This is a genomic window from Paraburkholderia sp. JPY419 (genome assembly GCF_050435705.1).
Classification (GTDB): Bacteria; Pseudomonadota; Gammaproteobacteria; order Burkholderiales; family Burkholderiaceae; genus Paraburkholderia; species Paraburkholderia youngii.
The window spans coordinates 90,168-112,928 of record NZ_JBNDKV010000001.1; the positions used below are offsets into that span (position 1 = coordinate 90,168).

Annotated in this window: 20 protein-coding genes; 5 read left to right on the forward strand and 15 right to left on the reverse strand. The window is 61.0% G+C overall.

All coding sequences use genetic code 11. The annotated features are described in order from the left end of the window. Positions 1–16 precede the first annotated feature (16 nt). From QFZ91_RS00420 to QFZ91_RS00460, 9 genes are all read right to left on the reverse strand, one after another. Positions 17–637: a fimbrial protein gene (locus tag QFZ91_RS00420; RefSeq protein WP_429565836.1), complete on the reverse strand. Its 621-nt coding sequence runs from the start codon at positions 635–637 to the stop codon at positions 17–19. Positions 638–649: 12 nt separating this feature from the next. Continuing rightward, positions 650–3,490 (reverse strand): fimbria/pilus outer membrane usher protein, encoded by a 2,841-nt coding sequence (locus QFZ91_RS00425; protein WP_429565837.1) that lies wholly within the window; start codon positions 3,488–3,490, stop codon positions 650–652. A gap of 12 nt (positions 3,491–3,502) precedes the next feature. Beyond that, the gene (locus tag QFZ91_RS00430; RefSeq protein WP_429565838.1) at positions 3,503–4,267 is read right to left on the reverse strand and encodes a fimbria/pilus periplasmic chaperone; all 765 of its coding nucleotides are present in this window, start codon (positions 4,265–4,267) and stop codon (positions 3,503–3,505) included. Positions 4,268–4,367: 100 nt separating this feature from the next. After that, entirely contained in the window at positions 4,368–4,904 is a 537-nt protein-coding gene (locus tag QFZ91_RS00435; protein WP_429556145.1) for a fimbrial protein, read from the reverse strand. A gap of 254 nt (positions 4,905–5,158) precedes the next feature. After that, a complete protein-coding gene (locus QFZ91_RS00440) occupies positions 5,159–5,809 on the reverse strand; it encodes a response regulator (protein WP_429565839.1) in 651 nt (216 codons plus the stop codon). Positions 5,810–6,336: 527 nt separating this feature from the next. Further along, positions 6,337–6,726, reverse strand: a complete 390-nt coding sequence (locus tag QFZ91_RS00445) for a BON domain-containing protein (protein ID WP_429565840.1) — start codon at positions 6,724–6,726, stop codon at positions 6,337–6,339. 51 nt (positions 6,727–6,777) lie between these two features. Next, complete coding sequence (locus QFZ91_RS00450; RefSeq protein WP_429565841.1) at positions 6,778–6,966, reverse strand: hypothetical protein; 189 nt, start codon at positions 6,964–6,966, stop codon at positions 6,778–6,780. 31 nt (positions 6,967–6,997) lie between these two features. Further along, the gene (locus tag QFZ91_RS00455) at positions 6,998–8,185 is read right to left on the reverse strand and encodes a porin (RefSeq protein ID WP_429565842.1); all 1,188 of its coding nucleotides are present in this window, start codon (positions 8,183–8,185) and stop codon (positions 6,998–7,000) included. A 77-nt stretch (positions 8,186–8,262) separates the two neighbouring features. Beyond that, positions 8,263–9,444 (reverse strand): M20 aminoacylase family protein, encoded by a 1,182-nt coding sequence (locus tag QFZ91_RS00460; RefSeq protein ID WP_429565843.1) that lies wholly within the window; start codon positions 9,442–9,444, stop codon positions 8,263–8,265. Between the two features lie 154 nt (positions 9,445–9,598). Here QFZ91_RS00460 and QFZ91_RS00465 point away from each other — a divergent pair, with 154 nt between their 5' ends. After that, positions 9,599–10,495: a LysR substrate-binding domain-containing protein gene (locus QFZ91_RS00465; RefSeq protein ID WP_176111546.1), complete on the forward strand. Its 897-nt coding sequence runs from the start codon at positions 9,599–9,601 to the stop codon at positions 10,493–10,495. Between the two features lie 69 nt (positions 10,496–10,564). Here the strand turns inward: QFZ91_RS00465 and QFZ91_RS00470 are convergent, their stop codons facing one another. From QFZ91_RS00470 to QFZ91_RS00495, 6 genes are all read right to left on the reverse strand, one after another. Beyond that, positions 10,565–11,992: a basic amino acid/polyamine antiporter gene (locus QFZ91_RS00470; RefSeq protein ID WP_429565844.1), complete on the reverse strand. Its 1,428-nt coding sequence runs from the start codon at positions 11,990–11,992 to the stop codon at positions 10,565–10,567. Positions 11,993–12,060: 68 nt separating this feature from the next. Further along, positions 12,061–13,497, reverse strand: a complete 1,437-nt coding sequence (locus QFZ91_RS00475; protein WP_429565845.1) for a basic amino acid/polyamine antiporter — start codon at positions 13,495–13,497, stop codon at positions 12,061–12,063. 146 nt (positions 13,498–13,643) lie between these two features. Further along, complete coding sequence (locus QFZ91_RS00480; RefSeq protein WP_429565846.1) at positions 13,644–15,146, reverse strand: efflux transporter outer membrane subunit; 1,503 nt, start codon at positions 15,144–15,146, stop codon at positions 13,644–13,646. Beyond that, complete coding sequence (locus QFZ91_RS00485; protein ID WP_429565847.1) at positions 15,143–18,202, reverse strand: efflux RND transporter permease subunit; 3,060 nt, start codon at positions 18,200–18,202, stop codon at positions 15,143–15,145. The genes QFZ91_RS00480 and QFZ91_RS00485 overlap by 4 nt, the downstream gene beginning before the upstream one ends. Beyond that, entirely contained in the window at positions 18,199–19,329 is a 1,131-nt protein-coding gene (locus tag QFZ91_RS00490; protein WP_429565848.1) for an efflux RND transporter periplasmic adaptor subunit, read from the reverse strand. The genes QFZ91_RS00485 and QFZ91_RS00490 overlap by 4 nt, the downstream gene beginning before the upstream one ends. Positions 19,330–20,170: 841 nt before the next feature. Further along, positions 20,171–20,347 (reverse strand): hypothetical protein, encoded by a 177-nt coding sequence (locus tag QFZ91_RS00495; RefSeq protein ID WP_429565849.1) that lies wholly within the window; start codon positions 20,345–20,347, stop codon positions 20,171–20,173. A 155-nt stretch (positions 20,348–20,502) separates the two neighbouring features. Between QFZ91_RS00495 and QFZ91_RS00500 the strand changes: the two genes are divergently transcribed. The 4 genes from QFZ91_RS00500 to QFZ91_RS00515 all read left to right on the forward strand — a co-directional run bounded on the left by QFZ91_RS00500 (position 20,503) and on the right by QFZ91_RS00515 (position 22,529). Further along, positions 20,503–20,646, forward strand: a complete 144-nt coding sequence (locus QFZ91_RS00500; RefSeq protein ID WP_429565850.1) for a hypothetical protein — start codon at positions 20,503–20,505, stop codon at positions 20,644–20,646. An 11-nt stretch (positions 20,647–20,657) separates the two neighbouring features. Continuing rightward, on the forward strand, positions 20,658–20,942 hold the full coding sequence (locus QFZ91_RS00505) for a hypothetical protein (protein WP_429565851.1): 285 nt from the start codon (positions 20,658–20,660) through the stop codon (positions 20,940–20,942). Positions 20,943–21,997: 1,055 nt separating this feature from the next. Beyond that, the gene (locus QFZ91_RS00510) at positions 21,998–22,156 is read left to right on the forward strand and encodes a hypothetical protein (protein ID WP_429565852.1); all 159 of its coding nucleotides are present in this window, start codon (positions 21,998–22,000) and stop codon (positions 22,154–22,156) included. A 235-nt stretch (positions 22,157–22,391) separates the two neighbouring features. Further along, on the forward strand, positions 22,392–22,529 hold the full coding sequence (locus QFZ91_RS00515; RefSeq protein ID WP_429565853.1) for a hypothetical protein: 138 nt from the start codon (positions 22,392–22,394) through the stop codon (positions 22,527–22,529). Positions 22,530–22,761: the final 232 nt, after the last annotated feature.

Sequence of the window (22,761 nt, forward strand, 5' to 3'; positions counted from 1 at the left end):
ATGCGCGCCAGCACCCTCAGGGCATTTCGACCACATAGGTGACGAATGTACTCACAGTGCCAGCCGTGGCTCGACCCGTTGCGTAGTAGCTGGCAATGAAATCCACCGGCGTCGGATCCGTGGACGTAATCGGAATGACCTTCATCGTGGATCGGTCGCCGATCTTGATCCGCGATCCGTCCGCATTCGCCAGCATGACCTGTACATTCTTTGCCGATGTCGTGCCGCCCGCGTTTTGCAGGTCCAGATTTCCCGTATTGGGATCGGTCGACGAACCGCTCTCGAAATACACGCGCGCACCCGTCTCGCCGCGTGGGCATCGGATCGTGATGGTGAAGACCTTTGAGCCATCCGCCACTCCGGCTCTCGGCAGCGATTGCGTCGAAAGCCTCGGCAATGTGACCGTCATGTCGGGCGAACTGACCAGCGAACACGTCGTCGCGTTGTAGGTGCCACTAAAGTTGAGCGTGACCGAGGGCGATCCTTGCGCATATACGCAAACTGATCCCAACAGCGCACTCGCGATCAACCCGGCAGTTGGTCCGGCAATTCGAAAGTATCTGCAAATATTTTTCATTTTCTGACCTCCACTGTCGGCGGAATCATCTGAGCCGCAGCGCTGGCGCTGACCGGGCATCGGCCTTCGCCTTCAGCGAAGCGAACTGACAAGCGCCGCGGCCGCTGAACGCCGCGCGACGGGCTTTGCCGGCGCAGACCAGACAAGCGCTGGATCACAGCTCAGTTTGATGCGCGCAACGATTCCCGCGTGAGGGCTGCTGTCCGCTTTGTCGTCGGCTGGCACCGTGTACGGCATCACGCACTGCTCCGCTGCGCGGTTGCCCCAGCGCACCAGCAGCTTGCCTTCGTGCTCGAGGCCGCGCAGATACGCGAGACCGCCCTGACCGACGATGCCCACCGATTTCTCGGATTCATCGAACAACTCGGCGCCCATCGGCATGGCTTTGCCTTCCCGATTCATGACCTCCGCGAAGATAGGTGTGCCCTGCGTCGTCGCAATCTTCACCTTCACCAGCGAATTCGCGCGCGGCACGACTTCTTCGCTCGTGTTGCCCAGTTCAACGTCGAGCGGCACGTCGCTCGGATCCAGCGCGACCGTGTTGACCCGGTATGGCGTCAACGAAGACACCACCGCATAGCCGTGGCCGTCGATTCGCGCGCCCTGGCCATTGATAATCCGGCCACCCTCTGCGCCTTTCGCTTCGACGAGCGCGAACGCCTGACCGAGTGGCGGGCTCAGCGTGACGCCGCCGCTGTGAATGACGACCGCGCCGTCGGCGTTGAATGCGGCTTGACGGGTCTGATTGCTGATCGATGCATTGAGGTTGTACGTACCGAACGGCGCGCGATACATCGCGTAACCGCCTGCGGAAACGGTTCGATTGTCACCGGCGACGATCCTCGATGCGTTGACACCGTAGTTGATCGGCGTGGCTCCGGTCGTGTTGCCCGACGCAGTGGCCTGGATCGTGCTGTCCCCGTTCGAGCTGCGCGCAACGTTGGTGGTCAGATAGTCGAACATACGATGCTCGTTCGAGTCGACCTTACCGAGCGGAATCGTCAGGTTCAAGCCCACCTGCGTGCTGATCTTCGAGTTTTGCAGGCGCGTGCGTTGCGCATACAGCGAGTAGGACACCCGTTTGTACGCGCTGTTGAAGCCAACCTGATATTGCAGATCGTAGCCCTTCGACGCGCCCCAGTAGTTCTGCGAACTGCCGGCGATATAAAAAGAACTAGACTCGCCGATCGGTTGGTTGACGTTCAGTTGCAGACGGCTGCGCGTGCGGTAGTCATACTGACCCGTGATGTCTCGCGAGCCATATCGCGCGTACATTGCGTCACGCAGGCTATAGAAGCGTGCGGTCGAGTAGCGGTAAGCCGCAACCGAAAAATTCGTGTTCGGCCCCGGAAGAAGCTTGCTGTAGCTGATCCGGGTACTGTAGCCGGGACGACCACCCGACATGCCGGGAATACTCGTTCCGGCCGCAGTTACGTCAAACGCGAATGCGCCGAGCGGCGTATTGAGCGCGACACCGACCAGCCCTGCCCAGTAACCTTCCGCAAACTGTGCACCGGTGTAGCCGGTCCACAGGTTTGTCAGGCCGCGCTGATAAACCGCCTGCGCCACCCACGGATGGCTATCCAGCACGGTATCGCGATAGACACCGGTCGTCAGATTGAAACGTGAAACACCTGGCCGCAACAACTGCGGGACTGACGCGAACGGAACCAGAAAAGTCCGCTGGCGGCCGTCGGATTCTGCAATAGTGACCTGAAGGTCGCCGCCATAGCCGGTAGCCGGCAGGTCGCTCAATTCAAATGGTCCCGGCGGTACGCTGGTCTCCGCCACGATGACGTTGTTCTGACGGACGATGATGCGTGCATTGGTATCGGCCACGCCACGCACAACCGGTGCGTAGGAGCGCATGGAATCCGGCAACATGCGGTCGTCGCTCGAAAGCTGGACGCCACGCACGTTGAACGAATCGAAGACGTCACCGCTCGTCGAGCTGTCGCCGATCGTCAATTGACTCTTAAGCGCCGTGACATCGTGCTGCGCGAACAGCGCGACACTTTGCCAATGCGCGTCGGGACTCCGGTTCTGCAAGCTTGCCGTGGCCCACTGCCGGAAACGCCAGCCGTTCACGTTGAATCCGCTTTGCAGACCGAGGTAGGCACTGCTGAAGTCTCCGCTCCCATTGTTCTGATGAGTCGTATAGCTGGCGAGACTGTATTGCACGAAGCCTGCGTTGATCCCGTTGTCCCAACGGGATGGATCGACATAACCGGCAGCCTCCTTGCGCAGCTCGATCTGCGGAATCGACAGATCGAGTTGGAGATCGGCGGTGTTGAACGATGCCAGCGATCCTGGTATGGCTTCCGCCAGAGGCACGCATTGCGATGACGCATCTGTATCGTCGACGTCGCCCTTTCCGGTTTCCGTTAGCCGTTGGATCACGCGTTCGGTATCTACGCCAGCCCGGTCCAGGCTGGATATCGTGAAGCAGGGCCTGGCGATATCCGAGTCCGGCACCGCCTGAAAAACGACATCGAAGCGTCCACGCTTCTTACCATTGACGAGCAGGTCGACCGGATAAACACCCGGAGCAACAGGATTACCTCGCATATAGCGCGACAGATCGGCGACGTTGCCCGTGAAGAACGCGGGATTGAACTCGACTTCTTGCGGAGCTTCCACAGACGGCGCATTCGATGTCGGCAAGTCAGATGACGCATCTGTATGCGCAGCTTCTACGTTGGCACCAACTGCCTGCTGCGGCAGTTCGGACGCCGAGCAGTCACTGGGCGGCGTCGCCCCGCCCGAATCCGGCGCACATGCGGCGACCGCGGAATTCGCGGAAAAGACCCAGCCCGACGCTACGATTGCCGCCCACGCCAGTGGGTGGAATCGGAAAGGGACATTAGTGAATACTGTTGCAACCGCCGTCTTACTATTCCGCACGCCCGACATACCGTATTCCAATTATTGATTCTTTTGCGCTTCCGCGTTTTGCACTCCTACCACCACCGCCGAGTCCTTGATCGCTGTGCCGAAGTCGTTCAGAACTGTGTAGGAAACCGTGGCAGGAGCTTTGATATCCAGCTTTCCTTCTTGTGGATGGAGATCAACGTGCCCGAACGGAGGTGCCATAGTGGGCAAAAGAGCGACTTTCTTGCCTGCCGTCTCTACTTCCGCCATGCCGACGGAAATGTAGTAGGGCGATGGGTTGTCGAGACGAACGACCCTCTGACCTTTGTCATCCGACTCGACATGCCACTTAAGTTGAGCTCGCCCCGCCGTTGGGTCGTCGAGCAACGATGTGGGCCGGTAAAACATCTTGATACGCGTACGGAACGCGAGCTGAATCATGTTCCGGTCATCAGCGTCCTTAGGCTTCGGCGGAATTTCCAGAACGTTCAACCAATAGACTGTTTCACGGTCAACCGGCAGGTCGCCGCCCGCGAACATGATGCGCAAAGCCTGACCTCGGTGAGGTTCGACTCGAAATACGGCTGGCAACAACGTAAACGGCACCTTGATTTCATTCGGCGCAGCTGCCGCATCGCCGTCGTCCAGCCACGCTTGGACCAGGACCGGGCGGCTCTCAACATTGTTCAAACGAACGTTGACTTCACGGTTTTGCGCCGGATAAATAACTCGCGTACCGGTAATGGTGATAGCAGCTTGTGCAGCAAACGACGCGACACTGCACGCTATGGCCGCAGCCAGATATCTAGAGAATTTCATTGAAGACACTCGCTCCTCCCACGCGACCGATAAGCGGAATGTCACTTCGGGTTGCCTTCAGAAAAGAAGCGCAACCCGATGCCATTCGGCTTGGACTGGCTTACTGATATGCCAGCGTGTAGCGAACAACAGCCGTCACGTTACCGGCCGTAGTTTTGTTCGTTGCGTAGTACCGGCCGCCGTAGCTCATCGTTGCGGTGCCGTTGCTCGCGACAGGAACGAACGAACCCGTGCTACCCAGAAGAATTGGCGTATTGCCATCACTGTCAAGCAATTGCACTTCGACATTGGAAGCCGGCGAAGTGCTTGCCTGATTGATGGCATTACGCGTAGCCGGGTCCATGTTCGTGGTCTCGAAATGCGCCGCGACATTGGTCAGCGTTGCCGGGCACTGCGACACCGAAATTTCGAACATCCTGGAGCCGGCGGTTTGGCCAGCTGCAACCAGCGACTGGGTAGACAGGGTAGGCAGCGTGACCGTCTTGTCGTCGTCACCAGCGTTAATCACGCAGGTGTCGTCGATCAGTTCGCCGTTGAACGTTACCTGACCTGTGCCCGGTGCGGCTTGAGCGAAAACCATCGGCGCGACGGACAGGCCGGCCACCGCGATCATGAGTTGCGTCACTTGTTTTTTCATGAGATTCCTCTTTGTTGCTATTTCAAAACTACACACCCTTGTGAAGCCGGAGCTCCCCAGCGATCGTCAAGGCAGAGGAATGATGTCATTGAAGAAGATCGGTGTTAATGGGCCGATACCCAAAATGAAATACCATATGGGACAGCCGACAAACGGCGTGTCGATTCCTCGAACTGAGTCGATGTCAGGACCGCCATCCGATAGGGAAAGGCGCTAGGAGAGCTACAGAATCCGCCTGAGGATCGCGGCAATAGCTACGAGCAGGACCACTCGCGCACGATCGTGACGAGTTCTACGTCGTTTCTGGCACCCAGCTTCTTCATGCCAGCGTTCTTCTGATTGCTGACGGTCTTGGGACTGCGATTGAGCCGCTCGGCAATTGTGGCGATCGACATGCCGTCGCAGATCATTCGCACGACTGTCGACTCATTTTTAGATAGCAAATTGAGAGAAGATCCGCCTTCCGCTGCGCGCGCCGTTGCGCGCAACATCTTGTTCGCAATGGAATCGGGCAGAAAGACGCTCTTATTTTTGGCGGCACGAATGGCAGCGGTAAGGCTGACAAAGCCCTCTGGCCCTTTACCGACAAAGCCGGCCGCCCCCGCATCGAGCGCAGCCGAAATGAGGTGCGTGGAAGAGTGCGTGCTCAGGAACACTACTCGTAAGGTTGGAGCGACACGCCGGATGCGGTCAAGAAGATTGAGACCATCGGCATACGGATCGCCTTCGAATTCATAGTCGCACACGAGCACATCGACTGGTACTTCAACCAATAGTTGGAGAAGCTGGCCAATCGTTTCGCTTTTGAAACAGACCTGAATATCCGGACAACGCTGGAGAAGATGCTCGACGCCGAGGAGAATGAATGGATGATCGTCGGCAATAGCCACTCTGATTTTGTTCACTCGCACTCCATACCACGCTGGTGAATACCTTTCTCCTGCCGACACACCTGCATGCTTTGTTGCCAAAGTACGATGTCATTTCACGCCGTTACATGACGGGAAGGGCGCGGGGATATCTCGCCCATGCCACTCGTCGGAGGTTTTTGAGCCACTGTTTATTTGAATCAATTGAATTCGCTGAGCAGGTCGGTGCGCTTTTGGTAGAAACAAAGTAATTTTTCGCATGCAACCTGACATGGACCATCATGAAGACGGGATAGCGCAACGCGCCCCGCTCAGCGGCGAGCATTTAAAAGACTCCCGCCTTCAACTTAGCCGGATTGTACGGGGCGCTAACAGGAAAAAAATCGGAGAATTCCTATATGCGTCATAGGTACAAGGAGTGCTTGGCTCAAGGTGCTCTCCAGACACGCTTGCGAGCGGCAAGTACGTCGAGCGTTCCACAAGAAGCAGCAATGACTGGGCGATGAGCAACGTCGTGCTTCGAGTCAACATCTAGCCCCAGTCGGACCCGTCGCGATTTCTCGCTAGTTGCTGCCCCGTGTGCTGAATTCCTTGCGCACCGCGACGCGGCTCGTCACCGACTGAACACCGGGTACGCCTTTCGCAATGTTGGTGGCGAGATCGACCTGGTCGGCGGTCGGCGCGCTGCCCGTCAACGTCACGACGCCGTTATTCGCGCGCACTGTAATGTTGCTGGCCCGCAGCCCCTGACTTCGCGCGTTTCTGAATGCGCGGCGTACGTCCCGCACGAGTTGCCGGTTGGCTGCCTTGATCTCGCCCTCGGTTGGCGAGGAAGCCGCCTCCGCTTGCGCCGTCGGAACCGACCCACCCTCTTGCGGTTGCGCGTGCGTATTCAGGCAAGCGAATACGACCGCGCTCGCGCCAACCAGCTTCACCCATTTCCGTGCGTTCATTTTGTTCTCCTGTCGTCTATGGCCGGATGACATCGACGACGACTCCGGCCGTTAATCGGTAATGCGCTCGTCGAATACGGTCGGCGCGGCGAGACTGACGAGTATGCACGCGCTCATATGCCAGACCGGCGCATAGGCACTGCCCGTCGCGCCGATCAACCACGTCGTCGCGACCGGGGCGAAGCCGACGAACAGCGTCACGCCGACGCTGTAGATGATCCCGAGCGATCGCCCGCGCATTGCGCGCGAAAACCCTTCGCCGTGTCTCGATTCAGAACAGGTGATAGATGCCGAGCGACGCCGTCATCGGCGTCGTGCCCAGTTCAGGCGACGCGGTGCCCGTTTGCAGCGGCAGCGGATTGCTGTTCAGAATCACGCTCGAAATCCCGTAGTTGCGGATAAAGCCCGCGCGCGCATACAGCGACGTGCGCTTCGACAGCGAGTAGTCGTAGCCGAGCATCGCGCCGAGCGCCGAATCCTTCGCCGGATCGCCGGCGCTGTCCCGCACTCCCGATGTATCGCGATAGACGACCGACGCGCGCACCGCGTGACGTCCCCACGGCACTGTCGCGCCGACGATGTACGAGCGCGCGATGCCGTTGCCCGCGAGCTTCGGCGCCACCTGCGCGAACGCGGCCGATAGCACGTAGCTGCCGACGTCGTAGATCGCAGATACCCCGTAGATATCGTTGCGCACGGTTTGCTTGCCCGCCGAGGTTTCGACCGGCGAGCTCCAGACGCGGTTGTAGGCACCCGACAGGTACCACGTGCCGTTCGTCCACGACGCGACCACGCCCTGGTTCGACGCATTCGGTGACACGCCGGCCTGGTTGTTGAACGCATACAGGAACGTCGCGCCGAAGCCCATCACCCGCGGCGTGGTCCATGTCACCGCGTTGCTCGCGCGCACCAGCACCTGGCTCGAACCCGGCCCGAGGTCCGCGTTGTAGCCGACGCCCTTCGGCGTCTGTACCGCACCGCCGGCGAGCCACGCGACAACCGAGTTCGTCGTCACTTCGCCGAATGGGTCGATGACTTCCGGCAGGTTCGCGGTCGGTTGCAAGCCGAGGCGCACCCCCCCCCATGTCGCCGAGTTCAGCCCGACCCATGCGGTGCGGTCGAACAGCGTATTGCTGGTGCCGAACGCGCCGTTGTTCGCCATGAAGCCGTTTTCGAGGTTGAATTCCGCCTTCAGGCCGCCGCCGAGATCTTCGCGGCCAAACAACCCGAATTGCGACGTATGCACGCCGCCGCTCTGCGTTTGCCACTTCGAGGTGCCGCTGACGCTCTGGAAGTTCAGACCCATGTCGACGGCGCCGTACAGCTGAACGCCGTTCTGCTGGATCGCGCTTCCCATCGACGGCCACGCTGACAGCCATTGCTGCAGGTACGAGTCGGCCCAGGCCGCATGAGACATCAGCGCCACGGCCGCGGCGCAAACGGTCTTTTTATATTTCATGTGAATCCCCGATATGGACGTAGTCTGGCCACCGGCCCGGCAGCACACCGGGTCGGCGAAACGCGAATAGGCGAAGTTCAGGCTGAGAGGTATTGCTCGACGAGCGCGGCCCAGTAGGCGGCGCCGATCGGCAGCGCCTGATCGTTGAAGTCGTAGCCGGGGTTGTGGATCATGCAGCTGCCATGACCTTCGTGACCGTTGCCGAGCGCGACGTAGCAGCCCGGCACTTTCTCCAACATCCACGAGAAGTCCTCACCGCCCATCATGCCCGGCGGCAGCGGCAGGATGTTCTGTGCGCCGACCACCGCGGCAACCGCTTCGCGAGCGCGCGCGGTCTCCTGAGCGGTGTTCATCAGCACGCGCGTGACCCGCTGATAGTAGATGTGCGCACTGACGCCGAAGCTGGCCGCCTGGCTCTCGACGATCTCGCGCAAGCGCGTTTCGATCAGTTGCTGGACCTCGTTGCTGAGCGCGCGCACGGTCAGCAGGATCGTCGCCGTGTTGGGCACGACGTTGTGCGCGGTGCCGGCCTGGATCGCACCGACGGTCAGCACCGCGGCATCGGCCGGCGGCACGTTGCGCGCGACGATGGTCTGCAGTGCCATCACGATGCTCGCGGCAGCCACCACGGGATCGCGGCTCAGATGCGGCATCGCCGCGTGCATGCCCTTGCCGGTCAGTGTGACCGTCACCAGATCGGCCGATGCCGCCATCGCGCCCTGCTGCACGATGAACATGCCGACCGGCACGCCCGGTGCGTTATGCAGCGCGTAGACCGCGTCGCACGGAAAGCGCTCGAACAGACCCTCTTCCATCATCCGCACGGCGCCGCCCTGCCCCTCTTCGGCCGGCTGGAAGATCAGGTTCAGCGTGCCGTCGAAGCGCCGCGTTTGTGCAAAGTAATGCGCGGCCGCCAGCAGGATTGCCGTGTGTCCGTCGTGTCCGCATGCATGCATCTTGCCGTGCACCCGGCTCGCATACGGCAGACCGGTGTCCTCGATGATCGGCAGCGCGTCCATGTCCGCGCGAATGCCGATCGCGCGCGTGCCGTCGCCGAGTTTCAGACGGCCGACCACCCCCGTACCACCGATGCCTTCAGTAACCTGATAACCCCATTCCTTGAGTTTCTCGGCGACGAGCCGGCTCGTTTCGACTTCTTCGAATCCCAGTTCCGGATGCGCATGAATGCGCCGGCGTAATTCGACGAATTCGGCCGCCTGCTCGCGAATTGTGGGATCGATATTGATGTTATGGGACAACGCCGTCTCCTCTGACAGACCCGTTTGACACGCGCTGGATCAAGCTCGGCGCGAATTGAGAGGCAGTCTACGAGAGCGGCGGCGAATAAAAACATGATAAAGTTTTATGCCAATAACCGTTAGTTATGGTATTTACCCTGAGGTAATAAGGTTAATGGCAATTAAGCTTCATCAATTGCGCGCACTGGTCGCCGTCGCGGATCATGGCACGATCGTCGGCGCCTCGCGGGCGCTATTCGTCAGTCAGCCAGCCGTTACCAAAGCCATTCGGGAATTGGAAACCGATATCGGCATGTCGTTATTCGGCCGTAGCGTCAATGGCGTCGCTCTTACGCGCACCGGGGAATCTCTGTTGCGGCATGCGCGGCTGATCGTCGGGGAACTCGGGCGCGCCGAGCAGCAGATGGCGATGGAGCGAGGCGCGCAGGAAGGCCGCGTGACGATCGGTGTGACGCCGCTCGCGGCACTTACGCTGCTGCCCGATGCTTATGCACGGTTTCGCCTGGATATGCCGCACATCACAGTCGAATTTCTCGAATTTCACGCGACGAAACTACAGGATCGGTTGCGCCAGGGTTCGCTCGATTTCGCGCTCGCCGCGGCGACCGAATCGTCCGCCGATTCGTCGATCGAATGTTCGGAACTACTGTCTTATCCCTTGGCGTTCGCAGTGCGCGCGAACGGTGCGCTCGCGAAGGCCAGTTCGCTCGCCGATCTGTGCGATGTCGAATGGGTCCACTCCGACACTACCGACGACTATCCGCAATTCGTCGCCGATCTGTTCAACCGTCAGGGCCTGCCGGTGCCGAGCCGGATCACTCGCTGCACGTCGCAATCGCTGATGTACAGCCTCGCACTCAGCATCGACGCCGTGATGGCCTGGGCTTCGCACACGCTCGAACTCGTGAACTCGACGGGGCATATGAAAAGGCTGGATTTCGTTGAAACGTCGCGCACTGCGAGATTGCATCTGATGCAGCGCGAAGGCGCGATTCACACCCGCCCGGCCGACTATTTCATTCGCTGCATTCGCGAGGCCGCGCTGATGTGAGCCCCACGGCGCGCGCGCGGCAAGCTATCTCCTGAGCACCGCCCTCACCTGCGAGCGGCACTGAAATGCTCAAGCCCCGAAATGATTGCGCACGAGATCGGCGAACGCGACCAGCGCGGTAAGCAGAACCACGATGAACAGCCAGCGTTCCAGCACCGTAAACACAGGCCGTTTTCCCTTGCGACGCTCGGCGATGTAGAACCATGCAGTCGCCGCCGTGTAAAGCACGGTCGACATCAACAGATAATGCAGGCCGCCCGCGTACACGAGAAAGAGCGCATAGACGCAGCCCATCAGCGCGAGCATGAAATCGATGCGCCGTGACCACGCCTGCCCCGCATACGATTCGCCGCTCGCGGCGAGCTTCAATCCATAGCCGGCGACGAACAGATATGGAATCAGGCTCATCGATGTCGTGAACTCCTTGGCCAGCGTGAACGCTTCTTTAGAAAACAGCGTCACGATCAGAAACGCCTGAATCACGAGGCTCGTCATCCATAGCGCGGCGACCGGTACGTGATTGCGGTTTTCTCGGCCGAGAAACGCGGGCATCGTACGGCTCTTGCCCGCCGCGTGCAGAATTTCGGCGGCGATCAGCGTCCATGCGAGATAGGAGCCGAGTACCGATATCAACAGGCCGAGCTTGACCACGACCGCGCCCCACGCACCGACCGCGGCGCTCAGCACGCCAGCCATCGACGGATTTTTTAGCGTACCCAGCAGCTCGAGCGGCAATACGCCATACGACAACAACGTGACCATGACCATCAACGCAAGCACGCATAGAAAGCCGAGCACGGTCGCGACGCCGACGTCGCGCCGTTCGCGCGCGTGCCGTGAATAAACGCTCGCGCCTTCGACGCCGAGAAACACGAAGACCGTCCCCAACATCGTCTTGCGCACCTCATCGAAAAGACCGGTCGCCGACGGCTCGGGACCGGTCCACAGATTCGCGACGAACACCCGCCGCTCGACGCTCGACAGCACGAGCACCGCGAACAGTCCGAGCGCGAGCAACTTGGCGACCGTCATAGACGCATTCGCAATCGACGAGCCCTTCACGCCGCGCAGAATCAGATAGTGAAACACCCAGATCATCAGCGAGGAACTGACGATCGCGCTAAACGTATTGCCGGCGCCGAACGAGGGTACGACGCTCGCGAGCGCGGACTTGATCAGCACGAGATAGGCCACGTTGCCGAGACAGCTGGCGCACCAGTAGCCGAACGCCGACAGAAATCCCGTATAGCGTCCGAACCCGACGCGCGCATATGTATAGACGCCGACGTCGAGCTCGGCCTTGCGCCATGCGAGCCGTTGAAAGATCAGCGCGAGTATCAGCATGCCGGAACCGGTGATGGTCCAGCTGATCAACGACCCGACGACGCCGGTATATTTGCCGAGCGCCTGCGGCAACGAAAAGACGCCCACCCCGACCATCGAGCCGATCACCATCGCCATCAGGCCCGGCGCTGAAAGTCTGACGCGCTTGTCCATGCTGCGATCGCTCTCCCGCGAACACGTTCCGATCGAGCCGCGCTCGCGCGACTACGATGATCAACCGCTCAGATGACGATCGTGCCGGTCGCGAGGCCGATCAGCGCGGCAATCGCGCCGCAGGCCGCGACGGCAAAGATGACCCACTCGACTCTCGAAAACACCCGCATGCCGCGCTCGCGTTTGGCCAATACATACAGCACCGTACCGGGCGCATAAAGCAGTGCCGATAGCATCAGGAACTTCAGGCCGCCCGCGAACAGCAGAAAGGCCGTATAGAACGTCGCGAACATCGCGACGAAATACTCGGTGCGCAACGCACCGCTCAAGGTGCCGCCATTCTGTCCACTATCGCGACGCGCAGCCTTGATGCCGTACGCAGCCACGAGGAAATACGGAATCAGCGCCATCGAGCTCGTCAGATTGAGCATCAGCGCAAACGCATCGGTCGACCAGTACGTGCTGATGACGAAACACTGCACCACGGTGCTCGTGAGCCAGATCGCCGCGACCGGCAGCTTGCGCTCGTTTTGTCGCGCGAAGATGCGCGGCATCGTCTCGAGACGCGCAGCGGCGAACAGCACCTCGGCACAGATCAGCGACCATGCGAGGTATGCGCCAAGGATCGAAATGATCAGACCGGCGCTGATGAACACGACGCCGAACGGGCCGAGCAGCGCGCCCAGTACCGCGGCCATCGACGGCTGGCGCATCACCGCGAGATCGGCGCGCGGCAAGCTCGCGTAAGGCAGCAGAGTCACCAGCACCAGCAGACACAGCACGGCGACGAAGCCGGTGATCGTCGCGGCGCCGACGTCCGAGCGCTTTTTCGCGTAGCGCGAGTACACGCTCGCACCTTCGATACCGACGAACACGAAGACGGTGACGAGCATCGTCGCGCGAACCTGCGAGAACAGGCCGTTGCCGAGCTGATCGTTGCCTTCCCGCAGATTTGCATGAAACATGTCGGCGCGAAACAGCGCGATCAGTATCACGATGAACAGCACGATCGGAATCACTTTCGCGACCGTCACGATCGTGTTGATCATCGTGGCCTGCTGGACACCGCGCAGCATCACCAGATGAAACAGCCAGATGCCCACCGACGACACGATGATCGCGGTCGCCGTATTGCCCTCGCCGAAGACGGGGAAGAAAGCGCCGAGCGTCGATTTGATCAGCACCCAGTACGACACGTTGCCGAAGCAGCCGGCCATCCAGTAGCCGAATGCGGATAGAAAGCCCGCATAATCGCCAAAGCCCGCTCGCGCATAGGCGAACACGCCGGCATCGAGTTCGGGCCGGCGCTGTGCGAGCGCCTGGAACACGCGCGCCAGCGCATACATGCCGATGCCCGCCACGCACCATGCAATGACGGCTCCGAACGGTCCGGTCGCGCGTGCGAAATTGCGCGGCAACGAGAAAATCCCTGCGCCCACCATTGAGCCGACGACCATCGCGGTCAATGCGGGTAACGACAGTTTCGTCTCGACCTGGGTTGCCATCGTTCACCCTTCAGAGAAGCTGATTTCTTCCAGAAAGGGACTTACGCGGAGCAGGTACGCGTACGTTGCGCATCTCCTGTTAGTCCTCCCGACTGAAGCCAACGGCCTTGCGAATGTTTCGTGCGTTTGCGGTGCCTCGTCGTCGCTCATTGTGACGCCGGCGCCGGTGCGTTCCCGGCGGCGGCCGCGGGCCCCGTCGGCGTTTGTGGATTCGCAGCGACTGGCGGATTGGCCAACCAGCCGCCCCCCATCGCTCTGAACAGCGCGAACTGTGCCTGCAGTTTGCCGACCTCTTCCCTCGCCTGCGACGACTGGCTTTCGAGCAGCGCAACCCGCACCTGATCGATATCGACGCGGCCGGTATCGCCGAGCTCGTAGCGACGTCGTACCTGGTTCAGCTGCGTGGTACGACGCGCGACTTCTTCATTGCGCGCGTTGAACAACTCGTCCTGCCGGTTCAAACGCGCCAGCGCACGCTCGACGTCATAGAACGCGCCGAGCGCGGTCTTTTCGTAGTTGAACATCGCCTGCTGCGCCTGCGCATCCGACGACTCCACCTGCGAGCGCCGCGCGCCGAAGTCGATCAGCGGCATCGCCATCGCCGCGCCGAATAGCCAGAACGTGCTGGTCCCGAGGTTTTGACCTGCGAACTCCCAACCGTTGCGCGCGAGCATGCCGCTTAGCGATATGGTCGGCCAGTAGTCGAGTCGCGCGACATCCGACTGTCTGACCGCCGCATTCACGCGGGCCTGCGCCGCGATCAGATCCGGCCGCCGCATCAGCAGATCGACGGGTTGGCCGGGCTCGATATGCGGCAGCGCGGTCATCAGCGTGTCGCTTTCATCGAGGATTCCCGCGAACTCCGCTGGCTGCACGCCGCACAGATTCTGCAAATTCAGCCGCGCCTGAGCGATGCCGTTCTCCAAGTCCTGCAAACGCGCATCGACCTGCGCACGGCCAGCGCGCGCCGCTTCGATGTCGGTACTCATCACGAGGCCCGCGGTAAAACTTTTTTCGGCGATGTCGACGAAGTCGTCCGCGATCGCGCGGCTTTGCAACAGGATCGTGCGCTGACGCAACAGGCCGCGATACGTGACGTACAGATCCGCGACACCCGACACCACGCTCAGGCGCACCGCTTCCGCATCGCCCGCTGCCGCGCGTACCTGCTCCCGTGCCGCCGAGAGCCGCGAGCGTCCCTGGCCGAACAGATCGATCTCCCATTGCGCCTGCAGGCCTACTCGGAAGAACTGCGCATCGGTATTGGTGATGCCGAGGAACTGCGCGAACTCGAGTTGCGTCTCGCCGCCGTGAAACCTTGCGCCGCTCACGCTCGCACCGAGCGATGGCAACAGTTGCGAGCGAGCCAACCGAATCCCGGCCTGCACCTGATCAACGCGCGCGTAAGCGGTGGCGATGTCGAAGTTGTGCGCGAGCGCGAGTTCGATCAGTCTGTTCAACGTCGGATCGTCGTACTGGGTCCACCATGCGGCGAGGTCCTGCGCGGACATCGGGGTTGCCGCGTCCGGTTGGGCCTCCGAATACTGCGGCGGAAACGCGGCGGGCTTTTCCAGCTGCAACGAACCCGAACAACCTGCTTCGAGCAGCAGCGCCGCGACGACGAGAAGACAGTGGCGCGCGCGGATCATTTTGCTTCCGGGTGTCGGCCCGGCTCCCATTCCGCCTGCTTGATCGAGAACAGCATCGAGTACAGCGCCGGCACGGCGACCATCGTCAGTACGGTGGCGAAAGCAAGGCCCGACATGATCGTAATCGCCATGTCCTTGAAGAACGGGTCCCACAACAGGGGCGCCATGCCGAGCGCCGTCGTGCCGGCCGACAGCATCACCGGACGCAAGCGGCTCATCGCACCGTGGGTCACCGCCTGCATGCGCGGTACGCTGGCGGCGACCTGCGCATCCATTTCTTCGACGAGCACGACGCCGTTTTTGATCAGCATGCCGATCAGGCTCAATAGACCGAGCAACGCCATGAAGCCGAACGCGCCACGGAACAGCAGCAGACCGATCGTCACGCCGCAGATCGACATCGGCACGACGAGCAGCACGACGAGTGCGGGCTTCAGGCGTCCGAACATCATCAGCACGAGCAGCGCCATCGCGATGAAACCGAGCGGCAGTTGCCGGAACAGGCTTTGCTGCGCGCGCGTCGACGATTCGTGCTCGCCGCCCCATTCGAAGCGATAGCCCGAAGGCAGCTTGATGTCCTCGATGCCCGAGCGAATGCGGTTGAAGGCGTCGACACTGTTCTGCCCATAGATAGGGTTCGCCGATACGGTGATCGTGCGAATCCGGTCCTCGCGCGCGATCTGGCCTTCCTCGGTCCCGACCGTGAAGCCGTTGACCACATCGCCAAGCGGCACGTAACGGCGCAGACCGGCGCTGAACACCTGCAAGTCCTGCAGACCCGCGACGCCGCGCGTGTAGTCGGGCGAGAGCAGCACGATCGGCAGCAACTGATCGCCTTCGCGATAGATGCCCGCGCGCAGGCCCTCGGTTGCATAAGCCATGGTGTCGGTGACCTGCCGGCGCGTCACACCGAGCGAGCGCGCGCGCGACTCGTCGAATTCCGGCCGCACGATGCTGATCGGGTTCTCCCAGTCGTCGCGGATCGCGATGATGCGGCCGTCGGCCTTCAGCACGTTCTGCGCTTCCTGCGACAAGCGACGCAGCACGGCCGGATCGGGACCGGAGAAGCGCGCCTGAATTGCCGCGCCTCCGCCGGGGCCGAAGTTCGGCCGCGTCACCGTCCAGTGCTGCTCGGGGAAGCGCTTCTTGAGATCCGCTTCGATGTCCGGAAGCATGACGTCGATCAGGCGCAGGTCCTTCGCGCCGACGATGAACTGCGCGTACGACGGATCGCGCGTCTCCGGATCGTAGACAAGGAAGAAGCGCGTCGCGCCGGAGCCGATATACGTCTGCACGTTGCTGACGTCCGCATGCTCGAGCAGCACCTTCTCGACTTCGCGACTCTTTTCGACGACCGCGCGAATATCGGCGCCGCGCGGCAAACGCATATCGACATAGAAGATCGGCGTCGTCGACGCGGGGAAGAAGCTCTGCTCGACAAAACGGAACGCCCAGCCGGCGAGTACCGTCAGCGCGACGAGGCCGATCACCACGAGCACGCGCCGTCGGGTGACCCATGACAACAACTCGCCATAACGCTTGTACAGCTTCGCCTTGAACGGGTCTTCATCGATGATGTCCGCAGGCTTGAAAAGATACGTGCCGAACAGCGGCGTCAGCGCGATGGCGATCACCCAGCTAAATAGCAGCGAAATCGCAGCGACGGCGAACAGCGACGCACAGAATTCGCCGACCGCATCCGGCGACAGACCGATGCCCGAAAAAGCCAGAATCCCCACGATGGTCGACGCAAGCAGAATCCATTGGCTTTGTTTGAGAATCTCGGTCGCCGCCTCGAGATGCGACTTGCCTCGCTGCACCCTCACGAGCATGCCCTCGACCACCACGATGCTGTTATCGGTCAGCATGCCCATCACGATGATCAGCGCACCGAGCGAAATGCGCTGCAACTCGATCCCCGCCGCGTACATGACGAGCAGCGTGCCAAGAATCGACAGGAACAACTCGACGCCGAGCACGATCCCCGCACGCCATCCAAGCCCGATGCCGAGCGCGACACCGACGATCGACACGGACAGGAACACGTCGAAGATGAAACCGCGCACGCTCTCATCGACGACCTGCGGCTGATCGTAAAGCGAGTACAGCTTGATGCCGATCGGGCGGTCGCGCTCGAGTTCGGCGAGTTTCGCCGTGATGCGCTCGCCGACCCTCACCACGTTGACGCGCGGTCGCGCGCTGATGCCGATCGTGACCGCGGGCTCACCGTTGTAGTGAATGACCTGGTTCGGAATCGCCGCGTAGCCGTGGCTCACGCGAGCAAGGTCGCCGAGCAGAAGCGGGCCGGGCGTATTGTTGACGGGCAGAGAGCGGATGGCCTGCAGTGAATCGAGCGAGCCGGTCGGCGCAATCCGCAACGACAAGTCGCCGACGCGCTCGCGGCCCGCGGGCCGCACCTCGTTCTGCAGGAACAGCGTCTGCGCGAGGTCGTCGGTGGAAAGATTGTTCGCGATCAGTTGCGACTGGTCGACGTCGACCGAGATCTGCTCCTGCTGCTGACCGGCGATCACGATGTCGGACACGTCGTCGAGCGTCAGCAACTGGCGGCGCAGTTCGCGCGCGTACGCATACAGTTGCGCCTGCGTATAGCCCTCGCCGGTCAGCGCGTAGAACATCCCGTAGACGTCGCCGAAGCGGTCGAGCACGAGTGTCGGGCCCGCCCCCGGCGGCAACCGTACCTGCGCATCCGACACAGAGTTGCGCAATTCGTCCCACACTTGCGGCAATTGCGCCGACGTGTACTGGTCGCGAATCTGGACGCGGATTTCAGAGTAGCCCGGCATGGAACGCGAGGTCAGCTTCTCGACCTGCGGCATCTGCTGGATCGCGCTTTCGAGGCGGTCCGTCACCTCCTGCTCGACCTCGTGCGCACTCGCCCCCGGATACAGCGTCACGACGACCGAAGTCTTGATCGTGAATTTCGGGTCTTCGAGCCGCCCGATGTTGTAGTACGCAAAAAGGCCGCCCAAGAGCGAGATCAGCGTCAGAACCCATGCGATCAACGGCTTTTCGATCAGGGGGCGCGCGAGGTTCATTGAGGCACATCCATTGGACGGACCGCCATTCCCTCTTTCATGAACTGCGAGCCGCCCGCCACCACCCGGTCGCCCTCCGCGACCGCACCCGCGACGACCGCATCGTCATTGCGAATTTCGCGCACGCTGACCGGCACCGCATGCACACGGCCGGACGCCGCATCGTAGCGCCACAGACTGCGCTGACCGTCCGCGCCGATCGACACCGCCGCGATCGGAATCGCGAAGTAGCCTTGATTGTCGTTTTGCGCGACTTGCCGGGCCGTGTCGGAAATCTGTACCCGCAACGCCATGCCGGGTAACAGCATGGCGCTATGCGGTCCCTCGATCGAGAACACGAGCCGGTAGGCGGCCGAAGTCGGCGAGGTCTGCGTGGTCCGTTCGCGGAACACTAGCGGGAAGCGGTTCTGCGGCCGCTCGGGCAGCCACGCCTCGGCTCTCAGCGTCTTGTCGACGAACAGCCGTTCGGCAATGCTCTGAGGCAGATCGACGCCGACATCGACACGGCCGATGTTTTCCAGATTGAAAGCGGGTGCGCCAGCCTGCACGACCTGCTGGATCTCGATGTTGCGACGAGCGATCCGGCCGTCGAATGGCGCGACGAGCCGGCTATTGCGCAAGTCGCGGCTCGCCATGTCGCGTGCTGCGCGTGCGGCGTCCGTGGCAGCCGACAGCTGCTCATAAGCAGCCTGTGACAGAATCCCGTCCTTGCGCAGCACCGCCTGACGCTTCAGGTTGTCGCTCAGTTGCTGATACTGCGCGTTCGTGCGTTGCAGTTGCAGCTTGTAGGGTTCTTCATCGATACGCGCGATCACCTGCCCGCGTTTCACGGACGCGCCTTCGAGCACCGCGATCTGCACGACGCGGCCCGATACTTCGAAGGCGAGCGGCGAGATGCTAGTCTGCTCGACTCGCCCGGTAAATATGCGAATGGCGGAGGCGTCGGCCGGTTCGACCTTGGTGAGCTGCACGGCTGGCCTCGTTTCGCCGTTCTGTGTTTCGGTCTGCCGTTGGCAGCCCGACAGCGAACCGACGAGCGCGTAGGCCAACGCGCACGACAATACGCCGGTCAATGAGACGCTGGCTGATCTGCCTGGCTGCGGTGCTTCGGAACGGTTTGCGGTCATCACGTCCTCGGCTGACTGCTGGCGCAACCCATGTCGCACACCCGGCGGCAACGTAGCTCGCGGGCCGGCGATTACGAGGCTCTACAGGTTGCTCGTGGATTCATAGTGGTCCGCATCCCTTCTGTCGGACCGGCAACGTTACGCGTCCTCATTGAGGCTCCGTTTATCAGGCATCCTGTGTAACTGCCAACCTGCTTCGCCGCGCCGAAGAAACACTGAGGAAATTCACTAGTCCGCCCTGTATGGGATGGACGGCGATTCCAGCACGATCAACAGGGCGTTCATGACTTCGCGCAGTTCACTGATGGGCTGCCCGTGTCACGCGTGCGTCATTGTCCCCTTTCACGGTTCGTCACCGGGCATCATGGCCGATCCATGCGCTAGCCGTCAATCGATTCGCGACTTACGTCGGGCATACAGATTTATTCCATGGTGCACTCGGAAAGAACGCTATAGGTCTCAAGGAATTTGTTCGCCGAAGGAGCAGCCGTGATTAGTTAAATCGGGATTCTTTCTCATTGGAGCCAATACGCATTATGGCGAACGGCATCGGTCGCACCAGCGATTTGCCGGGCGTAGAGTCCACCGGATCCTCCATCGCGATGCGCCGCGGCGATATTCTGTCGACCGGGCGTCTGATGGAAACACCTGCCAACGCGAGCCGCTGGATTACATCAATACCGTCTCGACCGTCGGCGGAATCAATACCGACTGGCGTTTGTCGAGCCTCGCCGAACTGTCGTTGCAGATGGCCATCACGAACACACCGGCCAACGCCTGCGAATGGAGCGACGCGCGATTCGATCTTTGGCTCAGGGCCGCGCGATTCGCGTATGCGTTTCTATTGCTTGGTGAACGCACTGCTGGCGACCGTGCATTCGAAGATCGTCAGACGCAGGTCCGTGACCATTAGAACTACGCGGTGCAAAAGCTTGCGCGCGCTGTTTCTGCGCGGCGCGCTCGCGACCGATGCCGGCAAGGACGTGCCGAGCACGCAGTACATCGCAGGCTGGTCCATTCATCTTGACCTCAGCCGGACCGGACCCGGCGCCCCGAAGGCGTGCGCGAACCGCGCGAAGTCCTCCCGGCGTCGCGGCTGTCGTTCGCCGGGACGCCGACTCGGGTGGCGATGCCGGTGGCGAAGGAGATGACAATGCCGAAGCCGATAGCGGTGTGTCGTCACCGACCGCGGGACGGCCGAAGCCGGCGTCGCGCTATTTCAGCGAGATGCCGTCGCCGAACGTCACCACGTTGAGCTGGTTCAGCGAGGGCACGCTCGAACAGGTCGTGAGGACGGGCGGCTCGATTGGCTACTGAATATCACACCGATGCAGCACGTCGAGCGCGCCATATTTATCGCGGTACCCCACCGAGGCACACCGTTCGCGAGCAACCGGCTGTCGCGCTGGACGGCCAACCTCGTACGTCTGCCGCTTGCCCTGTTAAACGAGTTCAAGGAAGTGATGGGGACGGCGACGAACATCGAAGCGCAGGAACAGACCTTCCACGCGCCGAACAGCGTCGAACAGTCGGGCGAAATCGATCCGTTGATCCGCGCGATCTCGAAGTTGCCGATCGGCCCTCACGTTTGCTTCCGTTCGATCATCGCGTGATGCCGCGAAAGCGGGCCGCGCGAAGATTCCGACGATGGCCTCGTTCCTTATCGCAGCGCGCATCTCGCGGGCGCGCTATCGTGGGCGAAGTGACGGCGGAGCAGCCGGGAGTTTTTTCGCGACGGCGTGGGCTTGGCGAGATCGATCAAGTCAGCGAAACGTTCAAATGGTCAGCGCGAGCCACTCCAATTCATTCGCTACAAATTACGTATCGAACGTTACGGATCGTTGGGTCGCGTGGGTGCATTCCTGCGTCCGGTCTGCGATGGATGGAAGTGACGGGGTATCGTGCACCAATTTGATTGATCGGCGTGAAACAATGCTTCGATCAGTTGAAAAATACCTTTCAAAACAAGGAGTTATGATATATGAAAGACATTTCCCAATGTTTCACGAGACTCCCGTTGGCGAGATCGGCTGCGGAATCCGCGGTTCGCGCTCGGATTGGCTAATACTCGGTCCTTTTTCGATATTAAGTTCGTAGAAGTTGCCCACATGCTCAGGCGCCGTATGTTATTAGATTGTCCATGGACGACTGTGGTATGTGTTGACGCTCAAGTTGTTGACGTGCTCGGCGATAAATAGTAGCTCGCGTTGGGGATCATGTGATGCGCAACCGTCTCGCCAATCAATGTCACAGAGCGAGCTGGCCGACGACTCGTTCCGTCCACGATGACTTTCGCGATTGTCCCCGCCCATCCCGCCAACCATCGTCCAGCGGGTTTATTGCCGATAAGCCGAGCGCTGCGTTTTTGATTTCGCGCTGACCGCGTGGTCTGGCGGCGGCTCACCGAGTAGCCTCGACATATGAGACCAGACGGAAACCATCCGTTGCTGCCGATTAGCTCATTGCTCAAGTGCCGAGCCAAACGATGATCGGCGCGGTCGCGATGCATGCCTTCGAAAACGACGAGCCGGGCATCCCGTGAGGGCGCGCATCGATCCGCAGATTTTGTCGACCGCGATTACTTATCCGAACGGGTCTTGTCACTAACAACGGGCAGAGTTTGGCTTAACGCACGAACCGTCAAATGCGTAGCAGTTGGGAGGTGTTGGTGATCGACTTCTGGCCGTCGGGCGACTGGCAGGATCTGCAATGGGACATGTTCCAGGGCAAGCTTGCGCCGCTCGAATCAGATGCGAACACCGCTGACGGTAGGTTTGATCTACTTAAGTCTAATGGGATCGCGCTACCAAATGCGGACATCGCGTAGCGCGGTATTGAGTAATAGCGGGGCTGGCTCCCGCCGCACCTTTATGTATGACGTCTGTCCGCTGAGGGCAGGCCAGATGCACGGCCTTTCTTTGCGCGTCAGTCCATCCGGATTCCATCGCGAATCGTATGGGAGGGATTTGCCGGCAGAAATGCCGCTGACTGTATGGTCGATAAGCGTTGGTGTGAGCGCCAGGTGTCCGTGGCCATAGGTGCTTTCGAACATCGGAGCGACCGTGCAACGCGTCGACGACATTCACCAATGCGCTGCGGCCGGCAGCGCCATCATGAACTCGACACTTTATGGAAAAGCATTGTCGGCGTATCCCGCGATATTTCACCTGTTTGCCGGCAAGCCAGTGGCGTCCGTTTGACGAGCGGCGAGTCGATCTCAAGGGCACCGATTTTTCTCATTAGCAAGAGCGAGCCGTCGGTGGCCAAGCGGAGGCACGCGGACAATAGCCGGATCGTAGCGCGAGGTTGAGAATGAGCGTGGATGGCTTGACGGAGAACATTCTCTTTCAAAGGAGAGATAGCTGGCCCAGCATTCCTGCCGTCATATCGCCATCGAACGATTTTGGCTGTGCCTCCGACGATAGGACCCAT

What these genes read in the sequence shown, in the direction of transcription:
- QFZ91_RS00490 (WP_429565848.1), bottom strand. Translation starts at nt 19,329, where the DNA reads ATGACCGCAAACCGTTCCGAAGCACCGCAGCCAGGCAGATCAGCCAGC.
- QFZ91_RS00435 (WP_429556145.1), bottom strand. Translation starts at nt 4,904, where the DNA reads ATGAAAAAACAAGTGACGCAACTCATGATCGCGGTGGCCGGCCTGTCC.
- QFZ91_RS00470 (WP_429565844.1), bottom strand. Translation starts at nt 11,992, where the DNA reads ATGGACAAGCGCGTCAGACTTTCAGCGCCGGGCCTGATGGCGATGGTG.
- QFZ91_RS00455 (WP_429565842.1), bottom strand. Translation starts at nt 8,185, where the DNA reads ATGAAATATAAAAAGACCGTTTGCGCCGCGGCCGTGGCGCTGATGTCT.
- QFZ91_RS00450 (WP_429565841.1), bottom strand. Translation starts at nt 6,966, where the DNA reads ATGCGCGGGCGATCGCTCGGGATCATCTACAGCGTCGGCGTGACGCTG.
- QFZ91_RS00445 (WP_429565840.1), bottom strand. Translation starts at nt 6,726, where the DNA reads ATGAACGCACGGAAATGGGTGAAGCTGGTTGGCGCGAGCGCGGTCGTA.
- QFZ91_RS00480 (WP_429565846.1), bottom strand. Translation starts at nt 15,146, where the DNA reads ATGATCCGCGCGCGCCACTGTCTTCTCGTCGTCGCGGCGCTGCTGCTC.
- QFZ91_RS00465 (WP_176111546.1), top strand. Translation starts at nt 9,599, where the DNA reads ATGGCAATTAAGCTTCATCAATTGCGCGCACTGGTCGCCGTCGCGGAT.
- QFZ91_RS00485 (WP_429565847.1), bottom strand. Translation starts at nt 18,202, where the DNA reads ATGAACCTCGCGCGCCCCCTGATCGAAAAGCCGTTGATCGCATGGGTT.
- QFZ91_RS00475 (WP_429565845.1), bottom strand. Translation starts at nt 13,497, where the DNA reads ATGGCAACCCAGGTCGAGACGAAACTGTCGTTACCCGCATTGACCGCG.
- QFZ91_RS00505 (WP_429565851.1), top strand. Translation starts at nt 20,658, where the DNA reads ATGCAGCACGTCGAGCGCGCCATATTTATCGCGGTACCCCACCGAGGC.
- QFZ91_RS00425 (WP_429565837.1), bottom strand. Translation starts at nt 3,490, where the DNA reads ATGTCGGGCGTGCGGAATAGTAAGACGGCGGTTGCAACAGTATTCACT.
- QFZ91_RS00495 (WP_429565849.1), bottom strand. Translation starts at nt 20,347, where the DNA reads ATGGACCAGCCTGCGATGTACTGCGTGCTCGGCACGTCCTTGCCGGCA.
- QFZ91_RS00430 (WP_429565838.1), bottom strand. Translation starts at nt 4,267, where the DNA reads ATGAAATTCTCTAGATATCTGGCTGCGGCCATAGCGTGCAGTGTCGCG.
- QFZ91_RS00420 (WP_429565836.1), bottom strand. Translation starts at nt 637, where the DNA reads ATGCCCGGTCAGCGCCAGCGCTGCGGCTCAGATGATTCCGCCGACAGT.